This is a genomic window from Rugosibacter aromaticivorans, assembly GCF_000934545.1.
GTDB lineage: Bacteria > Pseudomonadota > Gammaproteobacteria > Burkholderiales > Rhodocyclaceae > Rugosibacter > Rugosibacter aromaticivorans.
In genome coordinates, this window is record NZ_CP010554.1 from 1,342,533 (window position 1) to 1,360,052 (window position 17,520).

Consider the following 17,520-nt stretch of genomic DNA (forward strand, 5'->3'; position numbering starts at 1 on the left):
TTAAGACATGACGCTGACCGATTTACCCGTCATTCCCTTAGTCGATTTACCCGGCGGCCACGATGTTGTGGTGCTGTGCCCCACGGCGCGGCTGGCGGCGGAGTTGCGGCGGGCGCATGGCGCGGCGCAGGCGCGCGCCGGGGCGTCGGCATGGCATGCGCTGCTTAGCGCTACGCCTGCTCAATGGCTGGATCATCTGACCTCGGCGGCGTTGTTGCGTGGTGAGATTTCGCCGTCGGCGTTGCCAGGACGATTTCTTACCTGGTCGCAAGAGCGCAGTGTGTGGGAGCAAGCGGTAGCGCATGATCTGAGCCCGTCGCCCGGCACGGGTGAGGTGGCTGATTTATTTGATTGCGACGGCATGGCGCTGGCCGCAGCCGAGGCAGAAAGTGTGCGCCAAGCCTGGCGTATCACCGTGCCAGAGGCGCTGTATACCGAAGAATATCGGGCCTTTTTGCGTTGGCGTGATCAGGTGGCAAAAACCTGTGAGCCTGGTCATTGGCACACGGCAGATGCTGCGCTGATATGGCGCATCGCCTGTGTTGAGCAAGGGCTGACAGGTTTGCCCGCACAGGTGGGCGTCGCCGGTTTCACCGTGCCAGACCCGCTGCACGCCCGTCTCTTTGCGGCGCTTGTGGCGCGTGGTGTGGCGCTGTTTCAGGTGGATTTCAGCTATGCGGGAGAGACACAAATCCGCGCGGGTGAATGTGTGGATGCGACAGCGGAATGCCATGCCGCAGCGTACTGGGCGCAAGAGATGCTGGCGCAAAATAAACAGGCCCGTGTGCGGATTGCGGTGGCCGATCTGCCTGCCCGGCGGCATCTGCTAGCCCGTGTACTTGAAGAAGCTTTGCACGCAGAATCGGTAGATGCGGCAGCGGTAGCAGACGAGCGCGATTATGCCTTTGCGACTGGCATGCCTCTGGCGGCAGAATCGCTGGTGGATGTGGGTTTGCAGTTATTGCAACTGGCGGTGCATCCACAGCGCATGGCGCTGGCAGGCGCTGGTGCGTTGTTGTGCGGCCCGGGCTGGTCGGCGGATGACACGGAAGCGGATGCGCGAGCGCAAGTGGAAGTGGCTTTGCGCAGTCTCTTGCCACCCGAGGTGTCGCTGGAGCGCTGGCAGCGTGCTTTGGTGCGTTGTTTAGTGCGTGATTCAGAAAATAATCCCGCGCCGCTGCTAGTGGCGCATACAACCATTTTGCTCGATGCCAGCCGCGATTTTGCACTGTTGCGTCGCCAGTTGCCCAGCGCCTGGGGCGAGCGTTTTGACGCCTTTTTGCTTGCGCTGGGCTGGCCGGGGCAGCGCGCGCTGTGGCCTGCCGAGCGTGCCGCGTGCGAGGCATTGCGAGAAATTTTGGCGGCCTTGGCGCAGCTGGATGCGATGCTGGGCACGGTGACGGCCAGTGAGGCGTGGCGGCAGGTGCAGCGCCAGTGTCGCGATGTGCAGTTTCACGCCCCGCGTGAACGCCCGGCACGTGTTGAGGTGTGCACGCTGGCGGATGCTGTGGCAGGACCCGTGGATGGTCTGTGGCTCATGGGGATGAATGAAGGCGTGTGGCCCCCTGCGCCGTATCCGAATCCATTATTGCCCGCCGAATTGCAACGCCGTGCCGGGGTGCCCGCCGCACGCGCTGACAGCCTGACTCTGCAGGCGCAAACCATGCAAGCGTTGTGGCTGAAGAGCGCCCCGGTGATGGTGTTCTCCTGGGCCGGCAGGGAAGGCGAGAAACAACTCCAGCCTAGTCCGTTGTTGGCCGAGGTGATGCGCTATCGACAGGATTTCCAGCAGAATTCAGCGCACGCTCTTTCTCCTTCGCCAGAAAACACCCCAATGGAGCAGTTTGAAGATGCGCGCGCGCCGGATGTCACGGCGGACGAACCTGTCCGTGGCGGCACGGCCTTGTTGCAGGCGCAAGCGCTGTGCCCGGCGTGGGGTTTTTATCGGTTTCGGCTGGGTGCTGCCGCATTGCCAACGCCGACTTTCGGGCTCGATGCAAAAACCCGTGGCGCACTGTTGCATCTGGCGTTGGAACATTTCTGGCGCGGTCGCAGTCAGGTTGATTTGTTGCAGATGTCGGTGCCCGCGTGTGAGGAATTCATTCAACAGGCGGTGAATCACGCGCTGGAAAAATTTCAGCAGCGGGCCATTGAGCCCTTGCCAGCGCGTCTGGCGCAGTTGGAAGTGGCGCGTTTGCAACGGGTGCTGGCGCGCTGGTTAGCGATTGAAGCGCAGCGCGCGCCGTTTCGGGTGTTGGCTTGCGAGACTCGCCATGATCTGGATATTGAAGGCCTGTCGGTGCATGTGGTGGTCGATCGTATTGATGAGCTGAATGATGGCCGTTTGGTGATTATCGATTACAAAAGCGGACGTAGTGTCAAGGCGGATAGCTGGTCGCAACCGCGTATGGCAGAGCCGCAGCTGCCGATTTACGCTGCGCTGGCTTTTCCTGATCGCGCTGTGGCGGCTGTCGTGCTGGCGCGCGTGGTGATGGATGAGGCAGGGTTTTCTGGCGTGGCAGAAGAGGCCGGGTTATTGCCCGGCGTCTTTCCGCTAGAAGCCCAACGGCGGCGCTATGCGGAGGAGGATTTTCCCGATTGGCCTGCGGTACGTGAGCGCTGGGCGGAGCGATTGACCGAGCTGGCGCGCGAAATACGCCACGGCTGTGCGGCGGTGGTGTTCGAGAACGAAAACGATCTTAAGTATTGTGAAGTCAAACCGTTGTTGCGCGTTGCCGAACGGCAATCGCAATGGGAAAGTGTGAGCCAGCACAATATGGATCAGAAAAATACGGGGCTCGCACCATGATCGATGCCTTGCTGCGTGAAGATGAAGACAATCGCCGTCGTGCGTTGGAAATGGATTCCTTCATTGTCGAGGCACCCGCCGGTGCGGGCAAGACAGAGCTGCTGACACAGCGCTTTCTACGGTTATTGGCCACGGTGGATGAACCGGAAGAAATCATTGCCATTACCTTCACCCGCAAGGCCGCGGGAGAAATGCGGCAACGCATTCAAGAAAGCCTGCATGCCGCACACGCGGGTGTGATGCCGGATGCCGCACATAAGCGCATCACCTTCGATCTGGCCTGTAAAGCCCTGGCGCGATCTGCCGAGTGTGGCTGGCAACTGGAAACCCAGCCGGGCCGCCTGCGGCTGACCACCATCGATGCGCTGTGCGCCAGTCTGGCGCGGCAGATGCCGTTGTTGTCACGCTTTGGGGCGCAGCCCGGCGTGGCAGAGGATGCACGTCACCATTACATTGAGGCGGCGCGGCGCGCGCTGGATCATCTCGAAGACAATGACGCGCATGCGCAAAAGGTGGCTATCGTACTGGGCTATCTGGATAACGATGTCACGCGTCTGGTGAACCTGCTCTCCGACATGCTGGCGCGGCGCGAGCAATGGCGCGAGATTGCGCAGCTTGAGCAGCCCGAAGCCGCCATTGAGGACGCGGTTTGTGCGCTGGTGAATGAAGAGCTGGCACTTATTGCAACCACCTTGAACGACGCCTGGCAAAACCGCTTGATGCCGCTGGCGCGCTTTGCGGCAGCGCGGCTGGCGCAGTCGGACGATCAATCGGGCGAGGAGAGCGCAACACGGATTCAGCGCTTGCAGGATTGGGCCGAGCCTTTATTGCCCGATGTGACGCAACTTGCCGACTGGCGTGCGCTGGCTGCTTTGTCGCTGACGCAAAAAAATGAGCCACGCAAAACGGTCACGGTGAAAAACGGATTTCCTGCCGACAAAGAATTCAAGGCACAAAAAGACGCGATGCTGGCGTTCCTTGCCGCGCTGGATAGCGCAGTGGTGACTGCCTTGCAGCGCATTCGGGATTTACCCCAGGTGGAACACGCGGGTGAGCATTCGCAAGATGAAATCATCCAGGCACTGGTGGGCTTGATGAAGCTTGCGGCCGCTGAGCTATGGCTGGTGTTCCGCGAAAATGGCGAGGTTGATTTTGGCGAGCTTTCCGCCCGGGCCATTACCGCATTGGGTGATGAGTTTGACCCCACGGATCTCGGCTTGCGGTTGGATTACCGCATTCGACATTTGCTGGTGGATGAGTTTCAGGATACCAGCCCGATGCAGATTGAATTGCTCAAACGCTTGACGGCTGGCTGGCAACCGAATGATGGCCGTACGCTGTTTGCCGTGGGTGACCCGATGCAATCCATTTATCGTTTTCGCAAAGCCGATGTCGGCTTGTTTTTGCACGTGGCAAAAACGGGGATAGGCGGGTTGCCATTAACGCTACTGCGGTTATCGCGCAACAACCGGTCGTGCCCGGCGGTGGTGGATTGGATCAATGCGCATTTTCCACCAGTCTTTCCAGCGGCGGATGAGCCCTTGCGCGGCGAGATTGCCTATCGTCCCTTCGTTGCAACGCGGGAAACCTTGCCCCAGGCTGGCGTCAGCGTGCATCTTGTGGCGGTCGATCAATCAGCTGATGGCGAGACCGTCGCGCGACATGAAGCGCAAAAGATGATCGCGTTGATCAGCGAGGAATGGCGGCAAGATCCGCAACGGCAGATTGCTGTTTTAGTGCGCGCGCGGGACCATTTGGCGGCGCTGGTCACCGCGTTGCGGCAACACACTGACTGGCATTTTTCTGCCGTGGATATCGAGCCTTTAGTGGGGCGGCAGATCGTGCAGGATTTGATTGCGCTCACGCGTGCCTTGCACCATCGAGGCGACAGGCTGAACTGGCTGGCGATTTTGCGCGCACCGTGGTGCGGATTAACTTTGGCCGATTTATTTGCCTTGGCGGGTGACGATCACACGGCGACGATCTGGTCGTTAATGAATGATGCCCGGCGCGTTGCGCGCTTGAGTGCAGATGGCCAGCTGCGCGTGCAGTTTATGCAGTCTGTGTTGACCGGAGCGTTGGCAGGGCAGGGGCGGCAGCGACGGCGGGCGTGGGTTGAAAATGTCTGGCAGCAGCTCGGCGGACCGCAGTGTCTTATAAGCGAAAATGCGCAGGCAAATAGACTTCAGGATGCCTATGCTTTCTTCAATCGGCTGGATACACTCGATGCGGCTGGGCGCTTTGCAGTGGACAGCCTGGAGGACGACATGGCGGCGCTTTTTGCGGCAGTCGATGCAGCGGCGGATGGACGGTTACAGCTGATGACCATTCATAAATCCAAGGGGCTGGAATTTGATACGGTGATTTTGCCGGGACTGCATAAAAAATCCTCTGGCCGTGATGCGCCCTTGTTGGCGTGGGATACCTTTGCTTTGACTTCTGGCGAGCGGCTGGTCGCCGCGCCAGTGAACGCACGGCGTGCGAACAAGGCGGAACCGACGGTATATGACTTCCTGCAAAAACTGGAGCAGGAACGCAAAAGTAACGAAGAAGCGCGGGTGCTGTATGTCGCTGCCACCCGCGCAGTGCGCCGCCTGCATCTGGTGGCGGGTGTGTGGGCGGGCAAAGAGGGGACGCCAGGAGATGGGGCAGAGCTCGCTCCACCGTTGGCGGGAACACCGCTAGGCCGCTTGTGGCTGACATTGAGTGCGTCAAAACTATCTCTCGGAGAGGAAGACCGATCAGCAGTTGTTCAGAATGTATGGGCTAATGCATCCGATTTTGACACTGATGTGGCCAGCGATGTGGCCAGCGATCTTGCCACCTTTGTGCCACAGCTGGTTCGGCAGAAAAATCTGCCAGTGCGCATGCTTAAGCCTGATTCGTCAGTATTGTCCGCATTGTCTCCGCCACTAACGCCGCCAAACACCACTGATACCTTCGCGCAGGAAACAACCACAGATGCCCTGGCCGCCGCGCTTGGCACGCTCACCCATGCGTGCCTTGAACAAATGGCGGGTCAGGTGGATGTGTGGGATGAGGCGCGTCTGAATGGTTTACAGCCCGCCGCTGAAAGCTGGCTTGCCAGCCGTGGTTGGGCGCCTGCCGAGGCCAGCCGTGGCGCGGCGCGCGTGGTGGCGATGCTGCGTACAGCGGTGACTAGCGAAGCGGGCCGCTGGTTGCTGGCGGCGCATGAAAACGCGGCGGCTGAATTGGCGCTCTCAAAAGTCGGTGCTACGGATACGGCAGAATCGTTGGGTTCGATGGAAACGCGGGTGGTTGATCGCACGTTTACTGACAGCGGTGTGCGCTGGATCATCGACTATAAAACGGCTGACCTTGGCCCGCAGCCGAGTGAGGCGCAGTTTGCCGCTCACGCCGAGCGTTTTCGCGCCCAACTGGAAAGATATTCGCACCTCTTTAAAGGGGAGAACTTGCCGCAGCAACTGGGTATTTTTTATGTGGCGCATGGCAGGCTGGTTCGGCTTGCGCACCATTTATGTAGTGCTGCGGGTGATTGATCTTTTGTAAGAAGCAAAGTATCATGATTTAGTCAGTAATAATAAAAAACATGTTTTAAAACAGACATTATTTGTTTTTGAGATTTTGTCTATAGATAGCTAAAATAATAGTCGCTTTGACGCCCATAAAAAAGGAGATACTGCAATGAAAATTGAAAAATTCAAGGACAACGGTCGCTATGACAGTTACATGAATCTTGACGAAGGCTGGCTGGATCGTCGCGTGTTCTGGGAGCAAGCCATTTACGATCGCGAAATGGAACAGATTTTTGCCCGCTGCTGGTTGTTCGTCGCGCATGAGTCGCAAATTCCAAATCCCGGCGATTTTCTCACCACTTACATGGGTGAAGATGGCGTCATCGTTTGCCGCCAAAAAGATAACGCCGTTAAAGTGTTTCTCAATTCCTGTCCGCACCGTGGCAACAAGGTCAGTTTTGCCGACATTGGGAATACCCGTCGTTTTGTGTGCAACTACCACGGCTGGGGCTTTGATACGGCTGGCACACTCATGGGCATGCATGAAGAGTACTGCTACGATGCCGGTGATATTGATAAATCCCAGTGGGGTTTGAAACAGGTCGCTAAAGTCGGTAATTACAAGGGTCTGATTTTTGCCACGTTCGATGAGGCCGCCCCCAGCCTGGAAGATTATCTCGGTGATTTCCGCTGGTATCTCGACATGCTGCTCGATAATGAAGAAGGCGGCACGGAACTCATCGGCGGCTGTATCAAGTCCGTCATTGGCGCTAACTGGAAGTTCGGCGTGGAGAACTTTATTGGGGATGCCTATCACGCCGGTTGGACACACGATTCGGGCACGCGTGCCATGAATAATGGCCAGCCTTTCCCGGCGATCGACATGAAGAACTCATACCACGCTAGCATGAATGGTCACGGCTGGGAATTCGGCACCGAAGGCATGGGTGATATCGTTCTTCTTGGGCGGCCAAAAGTAATGGAGTATTACAATAAAATTCGCCCCAAAATGGCCGAACGCCTGGGTGAAATGCGCTCGAAGATTTTTGGCTCAGTAGCCTCCGCGTCGATTTTCCCGAATGTCTCGTTCCTGCCGGGCATTTCAACCTTCCGCCAGTGGATGCCCAAAGGGCCGACGCAGTTTGAATTGCGCACATGGGTCATCGTCAACAAGAATATGCCGGATGACATCAAAAACGAGATCACCAAAGGCGTCATGCAAACGTTTGGCCCAGGCGGCGCGTTTGAAATGGACGATGGTGAAAACTGGGAAAACTGCACGCAGACCAACCGTGGCGTAGTGACCCGTCGGGAAAAGCTGCATTACCGCAGCGGCATCAGCCGCCGCATTGAGCATCCCGAATTGCCGGGTATTGTGTATCAAGGCCAATATAACGACGCTAACCAGCGCAATATGTATCAGCGTTGGCTGGACTTGATGAATGCGGAAAGCTGGAAAGACGTGCCAGAACGGTATTCGCCCCGTTTAAACAGGAAAGAGACCATGGGCCCTAAAGCCGGGCTTAAAGCCGCTTGAGTCTTATTCCTCCATGTCTATCTAGTCCAAGAAAGAGTCACAATGAATCTGGAAATTATCAAAACGATCGAACAGACCTTGTACCGTGAAGCCCGGTTGCTTGACCAGGAGCGCTATAAAGAATGGGTCGGCATGCTGACAGACGATATTCACTATCACATGCCCGGTATTGAAACCCGTTATCGCCGTGACAAAACAGAGCAGGTGCATGATCTGACCCGCATGGCGTTTTACAACGACAATCTGGAAGACCTTAAAAAACGGCTGCGGCGTCTTGAAACGGGGACTGCCTGGTCAGAGGATCCGGCCACGCGTTACACGCATCTGATTACCAACATCGAAGTGGTGCCGACGGAGAAAGAAGACGAAGTGCTGGTTTATTCAAACTTTCTGGCCTATCGAAATCGGAACGAAAAAGATCAGGACACCCTGATTGGTAATCGTGAAGACATTTGGCGTAAAACAGCCGAAGGCTACAAGCTGGCCAAACGTCTCATCATTCTCAAGCAAAATGTTTTGTTGAGCAAAAACCTCAACATATATTTGTAGATTTTTTGCAGGGAGGAAAACCATCATGTTTGATTATCTTCGCTACTATGTTGTCTCATTAATGCTGATCATAGGTATTGCCGGTTTTATTCTGGGCGGATATTGGATGTGGGCAGGGATTGGTACGTATGTCGCGCTATTCGTGCTGGCGCTTTTTTCTGGACGTGACTATCAGTTAAGGAAAATCAAGCATCCGATGCTGGCCGATATTCCGTTGTATCTGCATCTGGTACTCATGGTGACCCTGTTTGGTGCTTTTGCCTGGCGGGTGGGTGCCGGGGTAGGCCTGCCCGCTGGTTGGCCAACGGTGGTGGCCCTGATTGGCGGGATCGCCAGCCTGGTTTGGCTTTCGGTTGCACCGAATGTGCCTGTGGCCCATGAGTTGATGCACCGGCGCGATGCCTTTTCGCGTGGGGTCGCTATGGTGATGTGTGCTTTCTTTGCCGATCCCAACCGCGATGTGCCCCATCTCACCGTGCACCATCTGGATTTTGATACGCCAGCGGATGGTGATACGGCGTACCGTGGAGAAAATGCCTACACCTTCATGTGGCGTTGCACGAAGCACAATTACCAAATGCTCTGGGCTAATGAAAATAAAAGAAGACGTGCGCTGGGCGCACCGTTTTTCTCGATGAAAAACATGATCATCTGGGAAGTCTTGCTCACTTTATTGATTCCTTTGGGTGCTTATTTTCTCGGTGGTTGGCTGGCCGCTGCCTTGGTCTTTACAGCGCAGATCATCGCCAAATTTGCGCTTGAAGCGCTTAACTATTTGCAACACTATGGGTTGATACGCGTCCCAGGAGCGCCGGTGGAGGTTCAGCACACGTGGAATCATCTGAATTGGTGGGATCGTGTTGTTGGCTATGAAATCACTAATCATATTGATCATCATCGCGACGGTTTTATGCGTTTTGATGAGCTTCGCCCGCACCCCAATGCGCCGCAAATGCCCAACATTTTTGTGTGTGCGATCAGTGCATTTATCCCGCCGCTATGGTTTAAAGCGATTGCGATGCCCCGCCTGAAAAACTGGGATTTAAACTTTGCCAGCCCGGCAGAACGGGCGCTGGCACGTGAAGCGAATCGTCGTGCTGGTTGGCCAGACTGGCTTGCTGACGCAAGTTAGGTCTTTAGTCAAGGATCTAATCTATATAGTAGCGTCCCTTAATTTTGGCAGCTGAAATAGGGTGACCGGAATTAATTGTCCCATCGCAAAAGCCATTGTTGTGTAAATCACGGCGATGGTTTTTGTTTTTGCGGTGATTTGATTATTTATCGTTGGATGATGCCGATGCTGTGCGTAACAGCTTAGGGAGTTCAGCAAGCAAGACACCTGCTAGCGTGACCATGCCGCCTGCAATATGGTAAGCATGCAATTGTTCACCCAATGTAACCATGGCAATCAGGGCAACAAGGAGTGGTAAAAGATTCATGAATAGCATTGCCCGATTCGCCCCTAGATGGACAACACCACGCATCCAGAAGAATCCTGCAATGATGGATGAAAATAGGCCGGCAAATAGAATCAAGGGTAAATTTTGGGGCGTAATGGGCGAGGGTGGTGAGAGCAGGAAAACAGGCAAAAGCATGAAGGCAGCCAACACAATTTGCAGGTAAAGCAGCTGCCATGGCGGCAGGGGGATAGGCCACTTATGCAGCAGTACGCCATAAGCGCCATAGGCGATCGTGCCAATCAACATCAACCCATCGCCAAAGACAATCCCTTGACTCATCAGGCTAAGCGGCGCCCCTTTGCTTACCAAAACAAGGATGCCGGCAATGGATAATGCCGTGCCCGCGACCAAGGCAGGGGTTGGCCGTTCGTGCAGAAACACGGTGCTTAGCAGCATGGTGGTCAGTGGCATTAAAGAACCAATCAGCCCCATGTTGGTGGCTGTTGTGGTGGCAGCAGCGTAATAGGCAAGACTTTGAAAAAGCACCATGCCCAGCATGGAAAACGTAATGATTTTGAGCAGATGGCGACGAACAATAGCTCTGTTTGCCCACACTTTGCGCGCCATGAACGGCGTCATGACCAGCCCTGCCAATAACCAGCGATCAAATGAAATAACGCCTGGCGCAATGGCGCCGGCAGAGAGTTTGCTCACAATCGTATTGAACGCCCAGATCAAAATGGCAATGAGCGGAAACGACAAATATTTTATGGGCATTTTTTCGTATGGCAGAAGCCGCCAGTAGGTTAAATTTTTTGCATTGATCCGCTGTGTTACCGTCCCCCCAGGGCACTTGCTTGGCAGCGCACCCCAAGGGCACTTGCTTCGCAGCGTATCGCCAGCGCCGAGTTTTCATGGGATCATTATGTGGGCTTGTTATGGTTTTCCGCTATGTGGCTGATACCTGCAATGCGGTGAGCAGGTCTTGCTCCAGCTTAACGAGTGTGCCTGTTTGCGTTAAGGCTTGTCCACTGACTAAAAACACATCTTCAACACGCTCGCCCAAGGTGCCTATTTTTGCAGTGTGTAATCTGACTCGGTGTTCATCCAGCACTTGAGCGATGGCGTAGAGTAGCCCGGGGCGATCAACTGCGCTGATGTTCATCAGATACTGCTCGCCGCGCTCGTCCGGGCGAATCTCACATGCCGGGGTAATCGGGAAATGACGAACCAGGCGCGACAGCCGCCCTGCGGGTACTGAAGGCAGTGGTGGCCGGGTGATCAGTTGCTGCGTTAGATCATGTTCGATCAAGCCGATCATGTCGCGATAGGCGACACCAAAGCCGGGCGCGAAAATAATAAAGCTGTCCAAGGCGTGGCCGTTGCGGGTGGTATGGATGCGAGCATCCAGAATGCTGTATCCAAGGCGCGCGAAAAATCCACACAGACGGGCAAACAGTTGAGACTGGTCGGGGCAATACACCATGACCTGCAACCCCTCGCCACTCGGGTTGAGATGGGCGCGAACAACGGGCTCTTGCGTATCGACGCAGTGGTAAAGATTGCGTGTGTGCCAGGCAATTTCTTCGGCATGCTGGCGCATGAAGTAACTGATATCGAGCTGGTCCCATAAACTTTGTTCAACGCCGTGACGCAAGCCGTAATAACGCAGAATGCGACGGGCATCTTCTTGCCGTTCGGTGACGCCGGCGAGTTGGGGCACGGTATCACCTGCGAGCAGTTTGGCTGTCATGCGATATAAATCTTCCAGCAGCTTGCCTTTCCAGTTATTCCACACTTTAGGACTGGTGCCACGAACGTCCGCCACGGTCACGAGGTATAGCGCTGTTAGGCGGCGAGTGTCGCCCACGCGCTGGGCAAAGGCTGCGATGACGTGTGGATCAGACAGGTCTTGTTTTTGTGCTACTTGCGACATGGTCAGGTGTTCTGCCACAAGGAAGGCCACTAAATCGGTGTCTTCCTGATTAAGGTCATGGTCATGACAAAACGTGGTCGCATCGGCTACACCGAGTGTGGAATGGTCTCCACCACGTCCTTTGGCGATGTCATGAAACAAGGCGGCAAGATAGAGCAGCCAGTGGCGGTCAAACCCGGCCATGAGTCGCGAGCAAAACGGATACTCATGCGCAAACTCAGGCATCGTAAAACGCCGCAGATTGCGTATGACTTGCAAAATATGCTGATCGACGGTGTAGACGTGAAATAGATCGTGTTGCATCTGGCCAACGATACGGCCGAAGGCAGGCAGGTAGCGACCCAGGATGTCATATTGGTTCATCCGCCGCAGGGCGTGAATAAGATGCGGTTGCCAAAAGAGGCTAAGAAACAGGGCGCGATTCGCAGGATCAGCGCGAAACTGGGCATTGATCAGATGACGCGCACGCCACAGGGCGCGCAAGGTGCGGGGTGTCATGCCCTTGATTTCGCCACGCTGCATTTGCAACAGAAAACATTCAAGCAGAGCGCGGGGCGAGCGCTCAAAGGTGTCATCCTCGCGCACATCCAGGAGGTCTCGCACCGACTGAAAGTGCGCGTTGATGACGACAGGCGCGCCCACTTGGGCCGGCAGCAGATGATCGGCCAAGGCTTGCATGGTGAGGGTATTGAGCTGTGTGACCAGTTTGGCTGTTTTGTAATAGTGCTGCATCAATACTTCAGAAGCGCGCTTGGCTTCGGTGGCGACCATGCCTAAGGTATCAGCCAGTTTTTCCTGGTAATCAAACAGCAGACGATCTTCGCGGCGACCAGCCAGCAAATGCAAATGAATGCGTAATTCGCGCAGACGGCTCTCGCTTCGCTCTAACTGACCTGCTTCAATCGCGGTAATGATGCCGGTGTGCGCCAATGCTTGCCAGGTATCACCAAGTTGCGCAGCACGCGCAACCCAGCGGATGACTTGCAAGTCACGCAATCCTCCGGGGTTTTCTTTGCAATTGGGTTCCAGGCTATAGGGAGTGTCGTTATAGCGTGCGTAGCGTTCGGCTTGCTCTAATTGTTTGGCTTTGAAAAAAGCCGCTGGATTGAGTGCATCCCGGAAACTTTTCTCAAAGTTTTCATACAGGCCGGGGTTGCCAATCAGATAACGTGCCTCGAGCAAGGATGTTTGTATGGTGATGTCGCGTGCAGCTTCTGTCAGGCATTCGCTTAACGTGCGCACGCTGTGACCAATATCGAGCCCGATATCCCATAGCATGCCGACCAATGCTTCTATTTTTTCTTCACGCGGTGACACATCGCCTGGCGGGGTGGCCAGGGTGGCCGAGATGGTCGGGGTGGCATCATCGGATTGCAAAATCAGCAAATCCACGTCAGACGCCGGGTAAAGCGTGCCACGGCCATAACCACCGACAGCCACCAGTGTCATGTCTGCTGGTAGATCAAGCGTTATCCAAAGTTCGCGTAGAACATCATCCACAACGGCTGCGCGGTTGGCGAGCAGCTCGCGGCTATGCTGGTTTTGGCGCCATGCGCTAGCTAGCTGCGCCTGTGCTGCTGCTAGCTGCTGCCGTGTCGCCATAGCAAGTGCGCGCAGGTCTTCCATGTCAAGGGTGGATTTTGATGTGATCAGGGCAGGGCGGTGTGCCGGCAGAGAGTGTTAATACGTCGACGCCTGTTTCAGTCACGGCCAGGGTATGCTCAAATTGAGCAGAAAGACTGCGGTCTTTGGTCACAATCGACCAGCCATCGGGGAGCTCTGAAATAGCGGCTTTGCCGGCATTGATCATGGGCTCGATGGTAAAAACCATGCCCGGCTCCATGATCGGCCCGCTGTTGGCGCTGCCGTAGTGCAGCACTTGAGGTTCTTCATGGAATTTACGCCCTGTACCATGGCCGCAAAACTCGCGTACCACTGAAAAACCAGCGGCTTCAGCATATTTTTGAATGGCCGCACCAATGGCACCCAGACGCACCCCGGGCCTGACTTGTGCAATCCCGATCCACATGCATTCGAAGGTGACCTTTACCAGTCGCTTGGCCAGAATCGATGCTTCACCCACAATAAACGTGCGGCTGGTATCTCCGTGCCAACCATTTTTTATGTTCGTGATATCCAGATTGACGATGTCCCCATTTTTTAAGGGCCGGTCGTTAGGCACGCCATGACACACCTGATGGTTGATCGAAGCGCAGATGGATTTCGGGAAAGGCGTATGCCCTGGCGGGGCGTAGTTGAGCGGTGCGGGAATGCAATTTTGTACGTTCACGGTGTAGTCATGGCACAGTCGATCAAGTTCGGCTGTTGTTATGCCGGGTTTAACGAATGGCTCAATGTAATCCAGCACCTCAGCGGCAAGACGGCAAACCTCACGCATCTGGACGATGTCGTCGGGAGTTTTAATGGAAATGGACATGAAAAATCAACGGAGGTGATAAAGCGGCTCATTTTAACCGCTCAAGGCCTTGTCGCGCCGTATTGCCAGCACCGACTTTTCAAGTCGTGGGTGCTGTGTGCGGGTTGACGATATTGTTGCTGATGCGCTTGCATCCCAGGGGGTAGGGCGACTAGAATAGAGACCCTGTCCGGGATGTTCCTGGATGGAAATCCACACGCCTGGCACCGATAGGGTGGCGTTTGCAAGTTTAACCCTTGCAGAGCAGCACGGCCGGGCGGCGGTTCAACCCAATCGGAGATACTCGATGAGCACTACCATGCGCCAAATGTTGGAGGCCGGCGTTCACTTCGGCCATCAAACACGTTTCTGGAATCCCAAGATGGCCCCGTATATTTTTGGCCATCGCAACAAAATCCACATTGTCAACCTTGAAAAAACCTTCGTTAAGTACAACGAAGCGATGGCTTTCGTGCGCAAGCTGGCAGCCAAAAAAGGTACGATTCTTTTCGTCAGCACCAAACGTCAGGCGCGCGAAATTATCGCTGAAGAAGCCACTCGTTGCGGCATGCCTTATGTTGATGATCGCTGGCTTGGCGGCATGATGACTAACTTCAAAACCTTGAAACTATCTGTCAAACGCTTAAATGAGCTAGAGCAGATGGCGGCAGATGGCGGTTTTGCCAAGTTGTCCAAAAAAGAAGGCCTCACGCTGCAACGCGAGATGGATAAGCTCAGAAAATCCATCGGTGGCATTAAAGATATGCCTGGTTTGCCCGATGCTATTTTTGTCATCGACGTTGGCTATCACAAAATTGCCATCACCGAAGCCGGTAAGCTCGGTATTCCATTGGTCGGCGTGGTAGATACCAATCATTCACCCGACGGCGTGAATTACGTTATTCCAGGCAACGACGATTCCACCCGCGCCATTCGTTTGTATGCCCGTGGTGTTGCTGATGCTGTTCTGGAAGGCAAAAATCAAGCGATGGGCGATCTTGTTCAAGCGCTGGCAGGTGACGAAGAGTTTGTTGAAATTGATGACGAGGATGCGTCGGCAGCGTAATTCGCGCTGGTGGTTGATGACGGGGGGAGGCGTTGAGTAGCCCCCCGTTTTTTGAGGTAGTGTTTCTGAATCTGGAGTCAAGCAATGGCGGAAATTACCGCAGGTATGGTCAAAGAATTGCGCGAAAAGACCGATGCGCCCATGATGGAGTGCAAAAAAGCGCTAACAGAAGCCGCTGGCGAAATGGATAAAGCAGAAGAGATTCTGCGCGTTAAACTCGGAAGCAAAGCATCCAAGGCCGCAAGCCGCGTCGCGGCTGAAGGTGTGGTTGCCATTCACATCAGTGCCGATGGCAAGTTGGGTAGCATTCTGGAAATTAATTCAGAAACTGATTTTGTTGCCAAGAACGACGATTTTCTCAAGCTGGCTGCCGATTGTGCCGGTTTGATTGCTACGAAAAACCCGGCCGATATCGCTGCGTTGTCTGCACTGGAGCTAGGTGATAGCACTGTTGAAGCTATGCGCACGGCGCTGGTCGGGAAAATCGGCGAAAACATGAGCCTGCGCCGTTTTGTGCGCGTTGAAGCGAAGGGTCATTTGGCTTGTTATATTCATGGCGGCTCGAAAATTGGGGTCTTGGTTGACGTGGTTGGTGGCAGTGAGTCTCTGGCTAAGGATATCGCCATGCATATCGCAGCCTCTAAACCGAAGTCGCTGGATGCTTCCGGAGTTTCTGCTGAACTGCTGGAAACAGAGCGCCGTATTGCCATTGAAAAAGCGCGGGAATCTGGTAAGCCGGAAGCCATGCTGGAAAAAATCGCTGAAGGAACCGTGCAAAAGTATTTGCGTGATGTCACATTGTTAGGCCAAGTCTTCGTCAAAGCCGAAGATGGCAAGCAAACCATTGAGCAGTTATTGAAAACCAGGAACGCTTCAGTTGCCAGCTTCACCCTGTATGTTGTGGGTGAAGGCATCGAAAAGAAAGTGACTGACTTTGCTGCCGAAGTCGCTGCCCAAGCGGCTGCCGCAGCAGGAAACAAGTAATACATGGTTGCGCCAAAATTTCGCCGTATTTTGCTGAAGCTCTCGGGCGAAGCACTGATGGGGGATGATGCGTATGGTATCAATACCCCCATGCTGAATAGTATTGTGGCTGAAATTAAAGGCGTGGCCGATCTGGGTGTTGAAGTCGGTGTGGTCATTGGCGGCGGCAACATTTTCCGTGGCATGGCGGGCGTGGCCACCGGTATGGATCGTGCGACAGCTGATTACATGGGCATGTTAGCGACGGTGATGAATGGGATGGCCTTGTCAGACGCCATGCGGCAAGCAGGGCTTAGCGCACGTGTGCAATCAGCGCTCAATGTTGATCAGGTGGTTGAACCCTACATTCGTGGCAAGGCTATTCGTTATCTTGAAGAAGGTAAAGTGGTTATCTTTGCTGCAGGCACGGGCAACCCCTTCTTCACGACAGATACCGCAGCAGCGCTGCGGGGTGCGGAAATAGGCGCTGAAATTGTATTGAAAGCGACAAAGGTTGATGGCATTTATACCACCGACCCCAAAAAAGACGCTGCGGCGACGCGGTTCGCATGCATCAGTTTTGATGAGGTCATTCATCGAAACCTCGCCGTTATGGACGCTACGGCGTTTGCCTTGTGTCGTGACCAAAAACTGCCGATTAATGTGTTTTCAATTTTTAAACCAGGCGCGCTCTTGCGTGTGGTCATGGGCGAAGACGAAGGAACGCTGGTTCACGTTTAAGCCGTATGCAGGCATGCATTCAGGCGTTTAATTCAGGAGTCTTTTGATGATCCCCGAGCTGAAAAAAATCACAGAACAAAAGATGCAAAAGAGTCTTGAAGCATTGCAATCTGATCTTGGCAAAGTGCGCACCGGTCGGGCTCACACGGGTATTCTGGATCATGTCCAGGTTGATTATTACGGCTCGCTGATGCCGATCAATCAAGTGGCTAATATCACTTTGCTTGATGCGCGAACCATAGGCGTGCAGCCGTGGGAAAAGCCCATGGTATCCAAAGTTGAAAAAGCCATTCGTGATTCTGATCTTGGACTGAATCCCGCAACGCAAGGTGACGTGATTCGTGTGCCGATGCCCGCATTGACCGAAGAGCGTCGCCGTGACTTGATCAAGGTTGTCAAGCATGAAGGTGAAAATGCCAAGATTGCGATACGTAATTTGCGTCGTGATGCAAACGCTCATCTTAAGGATGTGCTGAAAAAGAAAGAGATTTCCGAGGATGATGAGCGTCGTGTGCAAGATGATATCCAGAAACTGACCGATCGCTATGTGCTTGAGGTAGACAAGCTGCTAGCAGAAAAAGAAAAAGATTTGATGGCAGTTTGATT

General features: G+C 54.6%; 11 protein-coding genes and 1 pseudogene. 9 read left to right on the forward strand and 3 right to left on the reverse strand.

Annotated elements, in window-relative coordinates:
* The first annotated feature begins 7 nt into the window (after window positions 1-7).
* From PG1C_RS06675 to PG1C_RS06695, 5 genes and pseudogenes are all read left to right on the forward strand, one after another.
* On the forward strand, window positions 8-2,809 hold the full coding sequence (locus PG1C_RS06675) for a PD-(D/E)XK nuclease family protein (RefSeq protein WP_202636657.1): 2,802 nt from the start codon (window positions 8-10) through the stop codon (window positions 2,807-2,809).
* The gene (locus tag PG1C_RS06680) at window positions 2,806-6,330 is read left to right on the forward strand and encodes a UvrD-helicase domain-containing protein (RefSeq protein WP_202636659.1); all 3,525 of its coding nucleotides are present in this window, start codon (window positions 2,806-2,808) and stop codon (window positions 6,328-6,330) included. The genes PG1C_RS06675 and PG1C_RS06680 overlap by 4 nt, the downstream gene beginning before the upstream one ends.
* Window positions 6,331-6,475: 145 nt before the next feature.
* Window positions 6,476-7,843, forward strand: a complete 1,368-nt coding sequence (locus PG1C_RS06685; protein WP_202636670.1) for an aromatic ring-hydroxylating oxygenase subunit alpha — start codon at window positions 6,476-6,478, stop codon at window positions 7,841-7,843.
* 39 nt (window positions 7,844-7,882) lie between these two features.
* Window positions 7,883-8,392: pseudogene (locus PG1C_RS06690) on the forward strand (3-phenylpropionate/cinnamic acid dioxygenase subunit beta); the annotation flags it as partial.
* Between the two features lie 25 nt (window positions 8,393-8,417).
* Entirely contained in the window at window positions 8,418-9,524 is a 1,107-nt protein-coding gene (locus PG1C_RS06695; RefSeq protein WP_202636674.1) for an alkane 1-monooxygenase, read from the forward strand.
* Window positions 9,525-9,666: 142 nt separating this feature from the next.
* Here PG1C_RS06695 and PG1C_RS06700 read toward each other — a convergent pair whose 3' ends face one another.
* The 3 genes from PG1C_RS06700 to map form a co-directional block, all read right to left on the reverse strand.
* Window positions 9,667-10,569 (reverse strand): DMT family transporter, encoded by a 903-nt coding sequence (locus tag PG1C_RS06700; RefSeq protein ID WP_202636675.1) that lies wholly within the window; start codon window positions 10,567-10,569, stop codon window positions 9,667-9,669.
* 172 nt (window positions 10,570-10,741) lie between these two features.
* Window positions 10,742-13,354, reverse strand: coding sequence for a [protein-PII] uridylyltransferase (locus tag PG1C_RS06705; protein WP_202636677.1), 2,613 nt, complete (start codon window positions 13,352-13,354; stop codon window positions 10,742-10,744).
* Window position 13,355: 1 nt separating this feature from the next.
* Window positions 13,356-14,165 (reverse strand): type I methionyl aminopeptidase, encoded by an 810-nt coding sequence (gene map, locus PG1C_RS06710; protein WP_202636678.1) that lies wholly within the window; start codon window positions 14,163-14,165, stop codon window positions 13,356-13,358.
* Between the two features lie 286 nt (window positions 14,166-14,451).
* Between map and rpsB the strand changes: the two genes are divergently transcribed.
* From rpsB to frr, 4 genes are all read left to right on the forward strand, one after another.
* Entirely contained in the window at window positions 14,452-15,210 is a 759-nt protein-coding gene (gene rpsB, locus PG1C_RS06715) for a 30S ribosomal protein S2 (protein ID WP_202636680.1), read from the forward strand.
* Between the two features lie 84 nt (window positions 15,211-15,294).
* Window positions 15,295-16,194: a translation elongation factor Ts gene (gene tsf, locus PG1C_RS06720; protein WP_202636681.1), complete on the forward strand. Its 900-nt coding sequence runs from the start codon at window positions 15,295-15,297 to the stop codon at window positions 16,192-16,194.
* Between the two features lie 3 nt (window positions 16,195-16,197).
* Complete coding sequence (gene pyrH / locus PG1C_RS06725; protein ID WP_202636683.1) at window positions 16,198-16,914, forward strand: UMP kinase; 717 nt, start codon at window positions 16,198-16,200, stop codon at window positions 16,912-16,914.
* 46 nt (window positions 16,915-16,960) lie between these two features.
* Entirely contained in the window at window positions 16,961-17,518 is a 558-nt protein-coding gene (gene frr, locus PG1C_RS06730; protein WP_202636685.1) for a ribosome recycling factor, read from the forward strand.
* Window positions 17,519-17,520: the final 2 nt, after the last annotated feature.

Coding starts and splice junctions, on each gene's coding strand:
- PG1C_RS06675 (WP_202636657.1), top strand. CDS start 8: ATGACGCTGACCGATTTACCCGTCATTCCCTTAGTCGATTTACCCGGC.
- PG1C_RS06680 (WP_202636659.1), top strand. CDS start 2,806: ATGATCGATGCCTTGCTGCGTGAAGATGAAGACAATCGCCGTCGTGCG.
- PG1C_RS06685 (WP_202636670.1), top strand. CDS start 6,476: ATGAAAATTGAAAAATTCAAGGACAACGGTCGCTATGACAGTTACATG.
- PG1C_RS06695 (WP_202636674.1), top strand. CDS start 8,418: ATGTTTGATTATCTTCGCTACTATGTTGTCTCATTAATGCTGATCATA.
- PG1C_RS06700 (WP_202636675.1), bottom strand. CDS start 10,569: ATGCCCATAAAATATTTGTCGTTTCCGCTCATTGCCATTTTGATCTGG.
- PG1C_RS06705 (WP_202636677.1), bottom strand. CDS start 13,354: ATGGAAGACCTGCGCGCACTTGCTATGGCGACACGGCAGCAGCTAGCA.
- map (WP_202636678.1), bottom strand. CDS start 14,165: ATGTCCATTTCCATTAAAACTCCCGACGACATCGTCCAGATGCGTGAG.
- rpsB (WP_202636680.1), top strand. CDS start 14,452: ATGAGCACTACCATGCGCCAAATGTTGGAGGCCGGCGTTCACTTCGGC.
- tsf (WP_202636681.1), top strand. CDS start 15,295: ATGGCGGAAATTACCGCAGGTATGGTCAAAGAATTGCGCGAAAAGACC.
- pyrH (WP_202636683.1), top strand. CDS start 16,198: ATGGTTGCGCCAAAATTTCGCCGTATTTTGCTGAAGCTCTCGGGCGAA.
- frr (WP_202636685.1), top strand. CDS start 16,961: ATGATCCCCGAGCTGAAAAAAATCACAGAACAAAAGATGCAAAAGAGT.